The 13,317-nt window shown below is 50.3% G+C and carries 12 protein-coding genes; 11 read left to right on the top strand and 1 reads right to left on the bottom strand.

The genetic code is table 11. From position 1 onward, the window contains the following. Window positions 1-76 precede the first annotated feature (76 nt). On the bottom strand, window positions 77-871 hold the full coding sequence (gene map / locus BM191_RS06225) for a type I methionyl aminopeptidase (protein ID WP_092876255.1): 795 nt from the start codon (window positions 869-871) through the stop codon (window positions 77-79). A 345-nt stretch (window positions 872-1,216) separates the two neighbouring features. Here map and rpsB point away from each other — a divergent pair, with 345 nt between their 5' ends. The 11 genes from rpsB (at window position 1,217) to lpxD (ending at window position 13,241) form a co-directional block, all read left to right on the top strand. Continuing rightward, window positions 1,217-1,942, top strand: coding sequence for a 30S ribosomal protein S2 (gene rpsB / locus BM191_RS06220; protein ID WP_092876253.1), 726 nt, complete (start codon window positions 1,217-1,219; stop codon window positions 1,940-1,942). A 186-nt stretch (window positions 1,943-2,128) separates the two neighbouring features. Then, window positions 2,129-2,980: a translation elongation factor Ts gene (tsf, locus tag BM191_RS06215; RefSeq protein ID WP_092876251.1), complete on the top strand. Its 852-nt coding sequence runs from the start codon at window positions 2,129-2,131 to the stop codon at window positions 2,978-2,980. A 177-nt stretch (window positions 2,981-3,157) separates the two neighbouring features. Beyond that, entirely contained in the window at window positions 3,158-3,883 is a 726-nt protein-coding gene (pyrH, locus tag BM191_RS06210) for a UMP kinase (protein ID WP_092876249.1), read from the top strand. 141 nt (window positions 3,884-4,024) lie between these two features. After that, window positions 4,025-4,582 (top strand): ribosome recycling factor, encoded by a 558-nt coding sequence (frr, locus tag BM191_RS06205; protein ID WP_092876247.1) that lies wholly within the window; start codon window positions 4,025-4,027, stop codon window positions 4,580-4,582. A 129-nt stretch (window positions 4,583-4,711) separates the two neighbouring features. Next, window positions 4,712-5,908, top strand: a complete 1,197-nt coding sequence (gene ispC / locus BM191_RS06200; RefSeq protein WP_092876245.1) for a 1-deoxy-D-xylulose-5-phosphate reductoisomerase — start codon at window positions 4,712-4,714, stop codon at window positions 5,906-5,908. A 182-nt stretch (window positions 5,909-6,090) separates the two neighbouring features. Further along, window positions 6,091-6,843, top strand: a complete 753-nt coding sequence (ispU, locus tag BM191_RS06195; protein WP_092876243.1) for a (2E,6E)-farnesyl-diphosphate-specific ditrans,polycis-undecaprenyl-diphosphate synthase — start codon at window positions 6,091-6,093, stop codon at window positions 6,841-6,843. A gap of 18 nt (window positions 6,844-6,861) precedes the next feature. Continuing rightward, window positions 6,862-7,719: a phosphatidate cytidylyltransferase gene (cdsA, locus tag BM191_RS06190; RefSeq protein WP_092876745.1), complete on the top strand. Its 858-nt coding sequence runs from the start codon at window positions 6,862-6,864 to the stop codon at window positions 7,717-7,719. A 7-nt stretch (window positions 7,720-7,726) separates the two neighbouring features. Next, on the top strand, window positions 7,727-9,076 hold the full coding sequence (gene rseP, locus BM191_RS06185) for a sigma E protease regulator RseP (protein ID WP_092876241.1): 1,350 nt from the start codon (window positions 7,727-7,729) through the stop codon (window positions 9,074-9,076). Between the two features lie 111 nt (window positions 9,077-9,187). After that, on the top strand, window positions 9,188-11,593 hold the full coding sequence (gene bamA / locus BM191_RS06180) for an outer membrane protein assembly factor BamA (protein ID WP_092876239.1): 2,406 nt from the start codon (window positions 9,188-9,190) through the stop codon (window positions 11,591-11,593). 124 nt (window positions 11,594-11,717) lie between these two features. Next, window positions 11,718-12,215 carry a molecular chaperone Skp gene (gene skp / locus BM191_RS06175; RefSeq protein WP_092876237.1) on the top strand — a complete coding sequence of 166 codons (498 nt, stop codon included), beginning with the start codon at window positions 11,718-11,720 and terminating at the stop codon, window positions 12,213-12,215. 3 nt (window positions 12,216-12,218) lie between these two features. Beyond that, window positions 12,219-13,241 (top strand): UDP-3-O-(3-hydroxymyristoyl)glucosamine N-acyltransferase, encoded by a 1,023-nt coding sequence (gene lpxD / locus BM191_RS06170; RefSeq protein WP_092876236.1) that lies wholly within the window; start codon window positions 12,219-12,221, stop codon window positions 13,239-13,241. Window positions 13,242-13,317: the final 76 nt, after the last annotated feature.

Genomic DNA, 13,317 nt, shown 5'->3' with positions numbered 1-13,317 from the left:
GGCATCGCTGTTGCTCATGCCGAACTTTTTTCAGAATAACAAAAGCCGCTCAGGCCTGACAGTCCGTACGCCGTACTTATTGGCTGGCGATGAGTACGCGCTCAATGGTATCGTCTTTACGCAACGTCATGATTTCACAACCTGTTTCGGTGACGACAATCGTATGCTCGTACTGTGCCGACAGGCTGCGATCTTTTGTTTTTACCGTCCAGCCGTCTTTCATGTTGCGAATACGGAAGTCTCCGGCATTTACCATCGGTTCGATGGTAAATGCCATGCCAGCCTGCAGAATGACGCCGCCGTCATCAGCATCGTAGTGTAAAACCTGCGGCTCCTCATGAAACCCCTTGCCGATACCATGACCACAGTATTCACGCACCACAGAAAAATCCTGTGCTTCAACGAATTTTTGAATCGCCCGCCCCAGCTCGTGCAGACGAATGCCCGGACGTACCAACCGTAGCGCCAGATAAAGGCTCTCCTGGGTAACACGGCAGAGGCGTTCACCCAGGATCGTCGGTTTACCGACTATAAACATTTTGGAGGTATCGCCGTGGAATTCATCTTTTATGACGGTGACATCAATATTGACGATATCCCCCTCTTTCAGCATTTTCTCGTCGCTGGGAATGCCGTGGCAAACCACGTCATTGACGGAGATACAGACTGATTTTGGAAAGCCGTGATAGCCAAGACAGGCTGAAATAGCCTGCTGTTTTTCCGTAATATGCTGATGACAGAGACGATCAAGTTCGCCAGTGGACACGCCGGGTTGAACAAAAGGTTCAATCATTTCGAGCACTTCGGCGGCCAGACGGCCAGCGACGCGCATTTTTTCGATATCTTCTGGGGTTTTGATCGTAATCGCCATTAATTTTTTGTCCGCAGATGTCGTCATTCTTGACAATGATAATAATGACTAATGTTAACAGGCAGCTTCGGCGCTGCCAATTGCCGATTGACTCCTGGCGTGCAGTCTTTTACACCTCATCATCCAGGAAATGTTGGCTTCGATGTGGTGTTTGTGGTATAAAGCGCGCCGACGAATCTCTGTTCGCCTCAGGCTGACCGGGAAACGCATAAATCTCATTATGTGTCTAAAACACACATGTATCGACACGTGCACCGGGGTGCCTTACCGTCTGAAAGGGCGCGAAGGTCGGTTGCATGGGATACATGGAGGCTCAACCCCAGACAAATTTATTTAGAGGTAATCATGGCAACTGTTTCCATGCGCGACATGCTCAAGGCTGGCGTACACTTTGGTCACCAGACCCGTTACTGGAACCCGAAAATGAAGCCTTTCATCTTCGGCGCTCGTAATAAAGTTCACATCATCAACCTTGAAAAAACCGTGCCAATGTTCAACGACGCGCTGGCGGAGCTGAATAAAATCGCTGGCCGTAAGGGTCGCATCCTATTTGTTGGTACTAAGCGTGCTGCAAGTGAAGCGGTAAAAGACGCGGCGCTGAGCTGCGATCAGTTCTTCGTGAACCACCGCTGGTTGGGTGGCATGCTGACCAACTGGAAAACGGTTCGTCAGTCAATTAAACGTTTGAAAGATCTGGAGACGCAGTCTCAGGACGGCACTTTCGATAAACTGACCAAAAAAGAAGCGCTGATGCGCGCTCGCGAGCTGGCCAAGCTGGAAAACAGCCTGGGCGGTATTAAAGACATGGGCGGTTTACCGGATGCGCTGTTTGTTGTCGATGCGGATCATGAGCATATCGCTATCAAAGAAGCGAATAACCTGGGCATTCCGGTATTTGCTATTGTTGATACTAACTCCGATCCGGACGGTGTCGATTTTGTTATCCCGGGTAATGATGACGCCATCCGTGCTGTAAGCCTGTACCTGACCGCTGTTGCGACTACCGTCCGCGAAGGCCGTTCTCAGGACCTGGCTGAGCAGGCAGAAGAGAGCTTCGCTGCTGCTGAGTAATTAAGGCTTGCTCTGGCTCAGAGCCCTTAAACGATCGAGAAGGGGCCTGCACTGGCCCCTTTATTTTTATCTCTGTTTTGCCTGGACATAAGCGCCCGGCAGGGTAGAAAATTTCCCGATATCAGGTTCCTGCCAGCACGTCTATTTGACTGTATGGCAGAAATTACGCTAACCGAGGATTAAAGAATGGCTGAAATTACCGCTGCTCTGGTAAAAGAACTGCGCGAGCGCACTGGCGCTGGCATGATGGATTGTAAAAAAGCGCTTGGCGAAGCCAATGGCGACATTGAGCTGGCCATTGATAACATGCGTAAGTCTGGCCAGGCTAAAGCCGCTAAAAAATCCGGCAATGTGGCTGCAGATGGCGTTATTAAAACAAAGATCGATGGTAACTACGGTGTTATTCTGGAAGTTAACTGCCAGACCGACTTTGTCGCGAAAGATGCTGGTTTTCAGGCATTTGCTGACGAAGTGCTGGCCGCTGCTGTTGCTGAACACATCACAGATGTTGAAGCGCTGAAAGCGAAATTCGAAGAGAAGCGCGTGGCGCTGGTCGCGAAAATTGGTGAGAACATCAATATTCGCCGCGTATCGGTTCTAAAGGGCGATCTGCTCGGTAGCTATCTGCACGGTGTCCGTATCGGCGTTCTGGTTTCCGCTAAAGGTGGTGATGAGGAGCTGATTAAGCAGATCGCGATGCATATTGCCGCCAGCAAGCCGGAATATGTTAAGCCAGAAGATGTTTCAGCTGAAGTGGTTGAGCGTGAGCATCAGATCCAGCTGGAAATCGCCATGCAATCTGGTAAACCGCGCGAAATCGCAGAGAAAATGGTTGAAGGCCGCATGAAGAAATTTACCGGCGAAGTTTCTCTCACCGGACAAAATTTTGTTATCGATCCAAGCAAAACTGTGGGTCAGGTGCTGAAAGAGAAGGGCGCAGAAGTCGTCAACTTTATCCGCTTCGAAGTGGGGGAAGGCATCGAAAAAGCAGAGAGTGATTTTGCTGCTGAAGTCGCAGCAATGTCCAGGCAGTCTTGATCGACTGAAATAAAAGGACCGCCGACTGGCGGTTCTTTTTTGCCCAAAAATCGGGGCGCTTATAATTTATGCCATGAATATTCAGTCTCATCCCACTGGTAATCTGAATTGGCTAACGGGATGATAGATAAGATCTAACTTTTTTCAATTCAACGGTATCTTCCAGGAAAATTGACCATGGCTACCAATGCAAAGCCCGTTTATCAACGTATTCTGCTAAAACTGAGCGGCGAAGCGCTGCAGGGGTCGGAAGGTTTTGGTATCGATGCCAGTGTACTTGACCGCATGGCACAGGAAGTAAAAGAACTGGTTGAGCTGGGAATCCAGGTCGGGGTAGTCATCGGCGGTGGTAATTTGTTTCGTGGCGCGGGCCTTGCAGAAGCGGGAATGAATCGCGTCGTTGGCGACCATATGGGGATGCTGGCTACGGTTATGAATGGCCTGGCGATGCGTGATGCACTGCATCGTGCTTATGTCAACGCACGTTTGATGTCAGCCATCCCGCTTAACGGTGTATGTGATAGCTATAGCTGGGCAGAGGCGATTAGCCTGCTGCGTAATAATCGTGTGGTTATTTTTTGCGCTGGCACCGGAAATCCTTTCTTCACCACCGACTCTGCCGCCTGCCTGCGTGGCATTGAAATTGAGGCGGATGTGGTGCTGAAGGCAACGAAAGTGGATGGTGTCTATTCTGCCGATCCGGTTAAAAATCCGGATGCGACGCTGTATGAGAAGTTAAGCTATAACGAAGTACTGGAGCGCGAGCTGAAAGTGATGGACCTGGCTGCCTTCACTCTCGCTCGTGACCATAAGCTGCCCATCCGCGTGTTTAATATGAATAAGCCGGGTGCTTTACGTCGCGTGGTGATGGGCGAAAAAGAAGGCACCCTGATTACGCATTAATATCAGTCCGGGCGTAAAATAGGGTATATTCAGCCTGCGGATGGTAAAACCGGACGCGGGTACAAAACACTGCCGATTTAGACTTGAACGGGTTCTGGCTGTTCAGAGCCTGCCTGGTAACCAGAATTTAAGGGTTCCAACGTGATTAACGTCATCAAAAAAGATGCTGACACGCGCATGGACAAATGCGTTGAGGCATTCAAAAACAACATCAGTAAGATTAGAACAGGTCGAGCATCGCCTTCTATCCTTGATGGTATTACGGTTGAGTATTATGGTGCGCCAACGCCGTTGAAACAGCTGGCCAGTATTACCGTTGAAGACTCACGCACGCTGAAAGTGAATGTATTTGATCGTAGCGTCAGCGCCGCAGTTGAAAAGGCGATAATGTCGTCTGATCTCGGACTGAACCCAAACTCAGCAGGAAGTGATATTCGCGTTCCGCTGCCGCCGCTGACCGAAGAGCGTCGTAAAGATCTGATTAAAATCGTTCGTGGTGAAGCTGAGCAAGGGCGGGTCTCTGTACGCAATGTGCGTCGTGACGCCAACGATAAGCTAAAAGTACTGCTGAAAGATAAAGAGATCGGCGAAGATGAAGAGCGCCGCGCTCAGGACGATGTCCAGAAACTGACTGACGCCAGCATCAAGAAAATTGACGCAGCGCTTAGCGAGAAAGAAACGGAGCTGATGGACTTCTAAGTCTGTCCAGTTCCTGTCAACGCCGTACCGAGAGTCCCCTGATACGGGTGGCTGTCGTGCGGCGTTTTACGTTCGGTTTTAAGCTCTCCCCACCGGGTTGATCGGCGGGAGGAAAGCAGCGGGTAGGATATGAAGCAACTGACAATCTTAGGTTCGACCGGATCGGTAGGGATCAGCACGCTGGCGGTAGTTAAAGCAAATCCAGAGCGCTTTCAGGTAAAAGCGTTGGTGGCGGGTAATAATGCTGCAGTGATGGTCGGGCAGTGTCAGATGTTTAACCCCACTGTGGTCTGTATGGCGACAGAAAGCGCCGCCTCGGAGGTACGTCAGCAATTGCGTCAGCTGAATATTGCGACCCAGGTGCTAAGCGGAGAAGCATCGGCCTGCGAGCTGGCGGCGCTCGGCGATGTGGATATGGTGATTGCGGCGATTGTTGGTGCCGCCGGATTGCTCCCCACGCTGGCAGCGATCCGTGCCGGTAAGCAAGTACTGCTGGCAAACAAAGAATCGTTGGTCACTTGCGGCCGCTTATTCCTTGAGGCGGTGAATGCATCGGGCGCACAGCTCCTGCCGCTGGATAGCGAGCACAACGCTATTTTTCAGAGTTTGCCCGCTTCCCTGCAGCGTCAGTTAGGGTACGCGTCTCTGACGGATAATGGTATTGATAGCATTATCCTTACGGGATCTGGTGGCCCTTTTCGTGATACGCCGATGGACATGTTAAAACATGTCACTCCCGAACAGGCCTGCGCGCATCCGAACTGGTCAATGGGGCGAAAAATCTCTGTGGATTCGGCCACCATGATGAATAAAGGTTTGGAATATATCGAAGCCCGCTGGTTATTTAATGCCTCTGATGCGCAGATGGAAGTGATAATTCATCCACAATCCGTGATTCACTCTATGGTTCGTTACTGCGACGGCAGTGTTTTGGCGCAACTGGGAACGCCGGATATGCGAACGCCAATCGCACACGCGATGGCCTGGCCCGAACGTGTCCTCTCCGGCGCAGCGCCGTTGGATTTTGCCCGGATGAGTGCCCTGACATTCACAGAGCCTGACTATGTCCGTTATCCGTGCTTACAGCTTGCAATGGATGCCTGTAATGAAGGACAGGCGGCCACGACGGCACTGAACGCGGCTAACGAGATCGCAGTTGCTGCTTTTCTTGATGGGCAGATCCGTTTTACGGATATTGCCGCGTTGAATGTGTCTGTTTTGGAAAGCTTGCAGATCGCAGAACCCGAAAGTGTAAATGAGGTGCTGGAGATTGATCATCAGGCTCGGAATATGGCGCTTTCTGCCCTGGCCCGCTTCCGGCATTGAGTGCCTGGCATGCTTTGCCAGCTGCATTTGTTCGAGGCTGTTTGAGATGGTATAGTCTCCTGCCTTCGTTTCAGGATGACCTTGAGTTTCCGTGACAAACATGCCGCTGTTGTCGTCAGGTGTGTAAGCAGCCGAGATATTTCAGAAACCACTTTTTCTGATTTAAGGAATGTTAACGCGTTATGTCGTCCGAAAATGTATTAAAGACCGATGACCCGACAAGGATGACTCCCCGCCATGTGGCCATCATTATGGATGGCAATGGCCGCTGGGCCAAAAATCAAGGAAAGTTACGAATTTCAGGGCATAAAGCAGGTGTTAAATCTGTTCGTCGTTCCGTTAGTTTCGCGGTCAGCAACAACATGGATGCGTTAACGCTCTATGCGTTCAGTAGCGAAAACTGGAATCGGCCGCAGCAGGAAGTGCTGGCGCTGATGGAGCTTTTCGTTCGGGCGCTGGACAGTGAAGTAAAAAACTTACATAAGTATAATGTTCGTCTGCGAATTATTGGTGACATCAGCCGGTTTAATGTTCGTTTGCAGGCGCGAATACGCCGTGCCGAGGAACTGACTCAGCAAAATAATGGACTTACCCTCAACATCGCTGCCAACTATGGTGGCCGTTGGGATATTATAAACAGCATCAGACATATTGCCGAACAGGTGCAGGAAGGGCAGGTGCGTCCCGATCAGATTACTGAACAGACGCTGGAGCAGCACCTGTGTATGCATGATTTACCGCCTGTTGATCTGGTGATTAGGACCGGGGGAGAGCAACGGATAAGTAACTTTTTGCTGTGGCAAGTCGCCTATGCTGAATTTTACTTCACCAATGTTCTCTGGCCCGATTTTGATGAACAAGTTTTTGAAGGTGCACTGAATGCTTTTGCACAACGCGAGCGTCGTTTCGGTGGCGCAGTGCCTGATGGAGCCTGAATGCCCTGGGGGTACTCTTTGCTGAAGTCTCGCTTGATCGCAGCGTTAATACTGATCCCCCTTGTGATTGCAGCGCTTTTCTTGCTGCCTCCGGCTGGATTTGCCATTACCACTCTGATCGTTTGTATGCTTGCCGCTTGGGAGTGGGGGCAGCTAGCCGGATTCAGTTCACGATCTCAACGTATTTGGTTGGCCCTGGCATGTGGGTTTCTACTGGCGTTAATGCTGTTTACGCTGCCGGCTTATCAACGCGCTCTGCACGTTCCACAGGTTGAAGCCTCGCTTTGGGCTTCCGTTTTCTGGTGGCTACTGGCGTTGGTATTGGTGCTCTTTTATCCCGTATCCGCAGGCTGGTGGCGTGGTTCTCGCGCTTTGCGAGTCATATTTGGCATCCTGACCATTGTTCCTTTTTTCTGGGGGATGCTCACCCTGCGCCAGTTTGGCTATGAAAGTAATCATTACACCGGCGCCCGATGGTTGCTCTACGTTATGTTTCTGGTCTGGGCGGCAGATTCCGGCGCTTATATGTTTGGCCGCCTGTTCGGTAAACATAAGCTGGCTCCGCGCGTTTCACCGGGTAAAACCTGGGAAGGATTTATCGGCGGATTGTTAACCTGTGCGCTTATCTCCTGGCTGTTCGGACTTGTTGTGCCGTTGACGGTAGCCCCTCTGACGCTGCTTGCCTGTTCGCTGATAGCGGCGTTGGCATCGGTGCTGGGTGACCTGACTGAAAGCATGTTTAAGCGTGAAGCCGGAATTAAAGACAGCGGCAGCCTGATCCCCGGTCACGGTGGCATTTTGGATCGTATTGACAGTCTGACGGCGGCGGTGCCGGTATTTTCCTGCCTCCTGCTTCTGGTTTTCAGGACATTGTAAGGTTTCTATGCTGAGCATTCTCTGGAGTCTTGCCGCTTTTATTGTCGCTCTCGGTATCCTGATTACTGTTCATGAGTTTGGTCACTTCTGGGTAGCCAGACGTTGCGGCGTGCGCGTGGAGCGTTTTTCTGTCGGCTTTGGCAAGGCACTGTGGCGACGTCACGATAAACAGGGAACAGAATATGTAATCGCGTTAATACCGCTCGGTGGTTACGTCAAAATGGTTGATGAACGGGTAGAGAGCGTTCCGCCGGAGCTGCGCCACCTGGCGTTTAATCATAAAACTGTGCTGCAGCGGGCGTCGATCGTTGCCGCCGGACCGCTGGCGAATTTTATTTTTGCCGTTTTTGCCTACTGGCTGGTTTTTATCATCGGTGTTCCGGGAGTAAAGCCGGTTGTTGGTGAAATAATAACCGGTTCTGTAGCGGCAGAGGCGCAAATTTTGCCAGGGATGGAACTTAAGTCTGTTGACGGTATCGAAACGCCAGACTGGGATGCTGTGCGTATGGCTCTGATCGCTGATATCGGGAACCGCCAGGCAACGGTCAGTGTAGCACCTTATGGTAGCGATGCCGCTGTTGATAAGACACTGGATCTGCGCCACTGGCAGTTTGAACCCGATAAGCAAGACCCGGTACTGTCGCTGGGAATTGTGCCTAAAGGGCCGCAGATTGAAAACGTGCTGGCGCAGGTGCAGAACGGATCGGCTGCCAGCAAAGCAGGTTTGCAAGCTGGCGACAGGATCGTTAAAGTCGGTGGGCAGCCTTTAGTGCAGTGGCAGACCTTTGTGACAACGGTGCAAGATAATCCGGGCAAACCGATTACTTTAGAGGTTGAGCGGCAGGGAGTAACACGTAACCTGACGTTAGTTCCGCAAGTGAAAGAGGGGAGCAAGGTGGAAGGATTCGCAGGTGTTGTTCCACGGGTAGCTCCTCTGCCGGATGAGTATAAAACGGTGCGTCAGTATGGCCCTTTCGCCGCAATTGGTGAGGCAGGCGCGAAAACCTGGCAACTGATGAAATTAACCGTCGGTATGCTGGGGAAACTGATTACGGGTGATGTAAAGCTGAACAACCTGAGTGGCCCTATTTCGATCGCGCAAGGCGCCGGGATGTCAGCAGAATACGGCTTGATTTATTATCTGATGTTTTTAGCGTTGATTAGCGTAAACCTCGGAATTATCAATCTGTTCCCATTACCTGTACTGGATGGTGGGCACTTGCTGTTCCTGATGATTGAAAAAATCAAGGGTGGGCCAGTGTCAGAGCGGGTTCAGGACTTCAGCTACCGCATCGGCTCAGTATTGCTGGTGCTGTTAATGGGGCTTGCACTATTTAATGATTTCTCACGGTTGTAATGTCAGGGACTGGCAGATCGGATTGCCGCTAACGGTGTTAGCAGCAGTCTCACTGTATCCCCGGGTTGACCAGGCAGCTGTGGAACCAGTTAGGAAGAATGCATAACAACGATGGCGATGAAAAAGTTGCTCATAGCGTCGCTGCTGTTTAGCAGCGCTACCGTATACGGTGCTGATAACTTCGTAGTGAAAGACATTCATTTCGAAGGCTTACAGCGAGTCGCCGTTGGTGCGGCATTACTCAGTATGCCCGTGAGAGTCGGCGATACGGTCACTGACGAGGATATCAGTAATATTATCCGATCCTTATTCGCAACCGGGAACTTTGAAGATGTCCAGGTAATGCGTGACGGTAATACGCTGATTGTTCAGGTAAAAGAACGCCCCACGATTGCCAGCATTACATTTACCGGCAACAAAGCGGTAAAAGACGAACAGCTGAAGCAAAATCTGGAAGCTTCGGGTGTTCGCGTTGGTGACGCACTGGACCGCACTAAGCTTTCAGCTATTGAAAAAGGGCTGGAAGATTTCTATTACAGTGTGGGTAAATATAGCGCCAACGTGAAAGCCGTTGTCACTCCACTGCCACGTAATCGCGTCGATCTTAAACTGGTATTCACCGAAGGTGTTTCGGCCAGAATTCAGCAGATCAACATTGTCGGTAACAAGGCATTCAGCTCAGATGATTTAATTTCACGTTTCCAGCTGCGTGATGAGGTGCCATGGTGGAATCTTGTCGGCTCTCGTAAATATGAAAAGCAGAAGCTGGCAGGTGACCTTGAAACGCTGAGAAGCTTTTATCTTGACCGTGGCTATGCTCGCTTCAACATCGATTCGACGCAGGTCAGCCTGTCGCCGGATAAAAAAGGTATCTACATCACAATTAATGTGACGGAAGGTCATCAATATAAAATTTCTGGCACGGTAGTTAACGGCAACATGGCCGGCCACTCCGCGGAGATTGAAGCACTGGCACGCATTAAGCCCGGCGAGCTTTATAACGGTGCTAAAGTCACAAAAATGGAAGACAATATAAAAAAATTGCTGGGTAGCTATGGGTATGCCTATCCACGCGTTGTTACTCAGCCAGAAATCGATGACGCTAACAATACGGTTAAACTGCTCGTCAGTGTCGATGCTGGCAATCGCTTCTACGTACGCAAAGTTCGTTTTGAAGGAAATAACTCTTCCGAAGACCAGGTGTTGCGCCGAGAAATGCGTCAGATGGAAGGTGCCTGGTTGGGCAGTAATTTGGTAGAACAGGGTAAAGAACGTCTTAACCGTCTAGGCTATTTTGATTCGGTCAACGTGGAAACCCAACGAGTGCCAGGAACCACCGATGAAGTTGACGTCATTTATCAAGTGAAAGAACGCAACACCGGAACGTTCAACTTCGGCGTTGGTTACGGTACAGAAAGCGGGGTGAGCTTCCAGGTCGGCGTCTCTCAGGACAACTGGTTGGGAACCGGTAACCTCGTCAGCCTGAGTGGTACTAAAAACGACTACCAGACCTATGCTGAGTTCGCAATGACCGACCCCTACTTTACGGTTGATGGCGTCAGCCTGGGCGGTCGTTTATTCTATAACGATTTTCAAGCATACGACGCGGACCTCTCCGATTACACTAATAAAAGTTATGGTTTAGACGGAACGCTTGGTTTCCCAATTGACGAGAATAACTCGCTACACGTCGGCCTGGGTTACGTACACAACGACTTGTCCAAAATGCAGCCGCAAATAGCAATGTGGCGTTATCTGGATTCCGTCGGTGATCACCAACCGTTGAATGACGATGGCTCCTATTCAGCCAACGACTTCACGTTCAACTACGGCTGGACCTATAACAATCTTGATCGCGGCTTCTTTCCGACAGCGGGTAATCGCACCAATCTGAACGGTAAAGTGACTATTCCCGGTTCGGATAACAGTTTTTATAAGTTAACGCTGGATTCTCAACAGTACATGCCGCTTAATCAGGATCATACTTGGGTACTGCTGGGTCGTGGTCGTCTCGGTTATGGCGCTGGGATTGGCAGTAAAGAGCTGCCGTTCTATGAAAACTTTTATGCAGGAGGTTCGAGTACCGTTCGTGGCTTCCGCTCCAATACTATTGGACCGAAAGCGGCTTATTACAACGTTAACTCTGATAATTGCTCAGGCAGTAACACGGTATGTCGATCTGACGATGCTGTCGGTGGCAATGCAATGGCTGTAGCAAGCCTTGAGCTGATTACCCCTACGCCTTTCCTGAGTGAAAAATATGCTAACTCAGTGCGTACTTCACTCTTCGTTGATGCGGGAACTGTTTGGGATACCGAATGGCAAAATACAGCCGCAACGCGCAGCGCAGGTATTCCTGATTATAGCGATCCTGGTAATATTCGCATGTCTGCGGGCGTTTCTTTGCAGTGGATGTCTCCTCTTGGACCGCTGGTGTTCTCATACGCACAGCCATTTAAGAAATACGAAGGGGATCAGTCAGAACAATTCCAGTTTAACATTGGTAAAACTTGGTAATGCATCTTAGCATTGACGCATTATTTGCCGGTATCGCCTGAAAAAACGACGGATAGCACAGACTGGCCGACGCTTTCAGGCAAAACTGTGTCATTGACACAAACGTTGAGGTGAGGAGTTTATAGTGAAAAAGTTTTTGTGTGCTGCAGGTCTGGGTATTGCACTGGCGGCTTCCGCTGGTGCGCAGGCTGCTGATAAAATCGCAGTGGTAAACGTTTCCAGCATTTTCCAACAGTTACCGCAACGTGCCACGATTGCAAAGCAGCTTGAAAGTGAATTTAAAGGCCGGGCTACCGAGCTACAAAGTATGGAGAACGACCTGCAAACTAAAATGCAAAAGCTGCAGCGTGATGCTTCAACCATGAAGGCTTCCGAACGTAGCCGTATGGAAAAACAGATTATGGCCGAGCGCGCAACCTTCTCCTCTAAAGCTCAGGCCTTTGAACAGGACAATCGCCGCCGCCAGATGGAAGAGCGTAACAAGCTGTTGAGTCGTATCCAGGATGCCGTCAAGAAAGTTGCTAATAGCGAAGGCTATGATCTGGTTATTGATTCCAATGCGGTAGCTTACGCAGCTAAATCTAAAGATATTACTGCTGATGTTCTGAAACAGGTTAAATAATACATGTCTTTAATTCGACTGGCTGATTTAGCCCAGCAGTTGGATGCACACTTGTACGGAGATGGCAACCTTGCTATCTCCGGCATTGCTTCTATGCAATCCGCCCAATTCGGCCAGATAACTTTTCTTTCTAACAGTCGTAATCGTGAACAGCTGGTTAGCTGTCAGGCTTCGGCTGTCGTGTTGACAGAAGCGGATCTGCCGTGGTGCAACAGTGCTGCTCTGGTGGTAAAAAATCCCTATCTGACATTTGCCCGTATGGCGCAGATTCTCGACACCACACCGAAGCCTGCTGACAGTATTGCACCCAGCGCGGTTATTGACGCCAGCGCGAAGCTGGGTAAAAACGTTGCCGTAGGCGCCAATGCGGTTATTGAGTCTGGCGTTGAGCTAGGGGATAACGTGATAATTGGCCCCGGCTGCTTTATCGGTAAAAAGGCGCGCATTGGCACAGGGACTAAACTCTGGGCTAACGTCACGATTTATCATGAAGTACAGCTGGGTAGTGATTGCCTGGTGCAGTCTGGTGCAGTCATTGGTGCCGACGGTTTCGGCTTTGCAAACGATCGCGGTAATTGGATTAAAATACCGCAGCTTGGCACGGTAGTGATAGGCGACCGCGTTGAGATTGGCGCCTGCACGACCATCGATCGTGGTGCGCTGGATAACACCCTTATTGGTAATGGTGTTATTATCGATAACCAGTGCCAGATTGCGCACAACGTCGTTATTGGCGACAACACAGCGGTTGCGGGCGGCGTCATTATGGCGGGTAGCCTGAAAATTGGCCGTTATTGCATGATCGGTGGGGCAAGCGTGATAAATGGCCACATGGAAATTTGCGATAAGGTAACAGTAACGGGGATGGGAATGGTCATGAGACCAATCACTGAACCTGGGGTATACTCCTCAGGTATTCCATTACAACCTAATAAAACTTGGCGTAAAACGGCAGCGCTGGTAATGAATATCGATGATATGAGTAAAAGGCTGAAGGCCGTTGAGCGTAAAATCAGCAAAGATTGAGCATTCAGTGATCCCGCACTGACCGACCGGCTTCAAAACTTCTATAAAGAAGCAAGGGAACCCGGTATCCGGAAAT

The sequence above is a fragment of the Izhakiella capsodis genome (assembly GCF_900115045.1).
In the GTDB taxonomy this organism is placed as follows: Bacteria; Pseudomonadota; Gammaproteobacteria; order Enterobacterales; family Enterobacteriaceae; genus Izhakiella; species Izhakiella capsodis.
The sequence above is the reverse complement of the archived record's forward strand: the minus strand, read 5'-3'. Positions and strand labels throughout refer to the sequence as shown.

What these genes read in the sequence shown, in the direction of transcription:
- map (WP_092876255.1), bottom strand. Translation starts at nt 871, where the DNA reads ATGGCGATTACGATCAAAACCCCAGAAGATATCGAAAAAATGCGCGTC.
- rpsB (WP_092876253.1), top strand. Translation starts at nt 1,217, where the DNA reads ATGGCAACTGTTTCCATGCGCGACATGCTCAAGGCTGGCGTACACTTT.
- tsf (WP_092876251.1), top strand. Translation starts at nt 2,129, where the DNA reads ATGGCTGAAATTACCGCTGCTCTGGTAAAAGAACTGCGCGAGCGCACT.
- pyrH (WP_092876249.1), top strand. Translation starts at nt 3,158, where the DNA reads ATGGCTACCAATGCAAAGCCCGTTTATCAACGTATTCTGCTAAAACTG.
- ispC (WP_092876245.1), top strand. Translation starts at nt 4,712, where the DNA reads ATGAAGCAACTGACAATCTTAGGTTCGACCGGATCGGTAGGGATCAGC.
- ispU (WP_092876243.1), top strand. Translation starts at nt 6,091, where the DNA reads ATGTCGTCCGAAAATGTATTAAAGACCGATGACCCGACAAGGATGACT.
- rseP (WP_092876241.1), top strand. Translation starts at nt 7,727, where the DNA reads ATGCTGAGCATTCTCTGGAGTCTTGCCGCTTTTATTGTCGCTCTCGGT.
- bamA (WP_092876239.1), top strand. Translation starts at nt 9,188, where the DNA reads ATGGCGATGAAAAAGTTGCTCATAGCGTCGCTGCTGTTTAGCAGCGCT.
- lpxD (WP_092876236.1), top strand. Translation starts at nt 12,219, where the DNA reads ATGTCTTTAATTCGACTGGCTGATTTAGCCCAGCAGTTGGATGCACAC.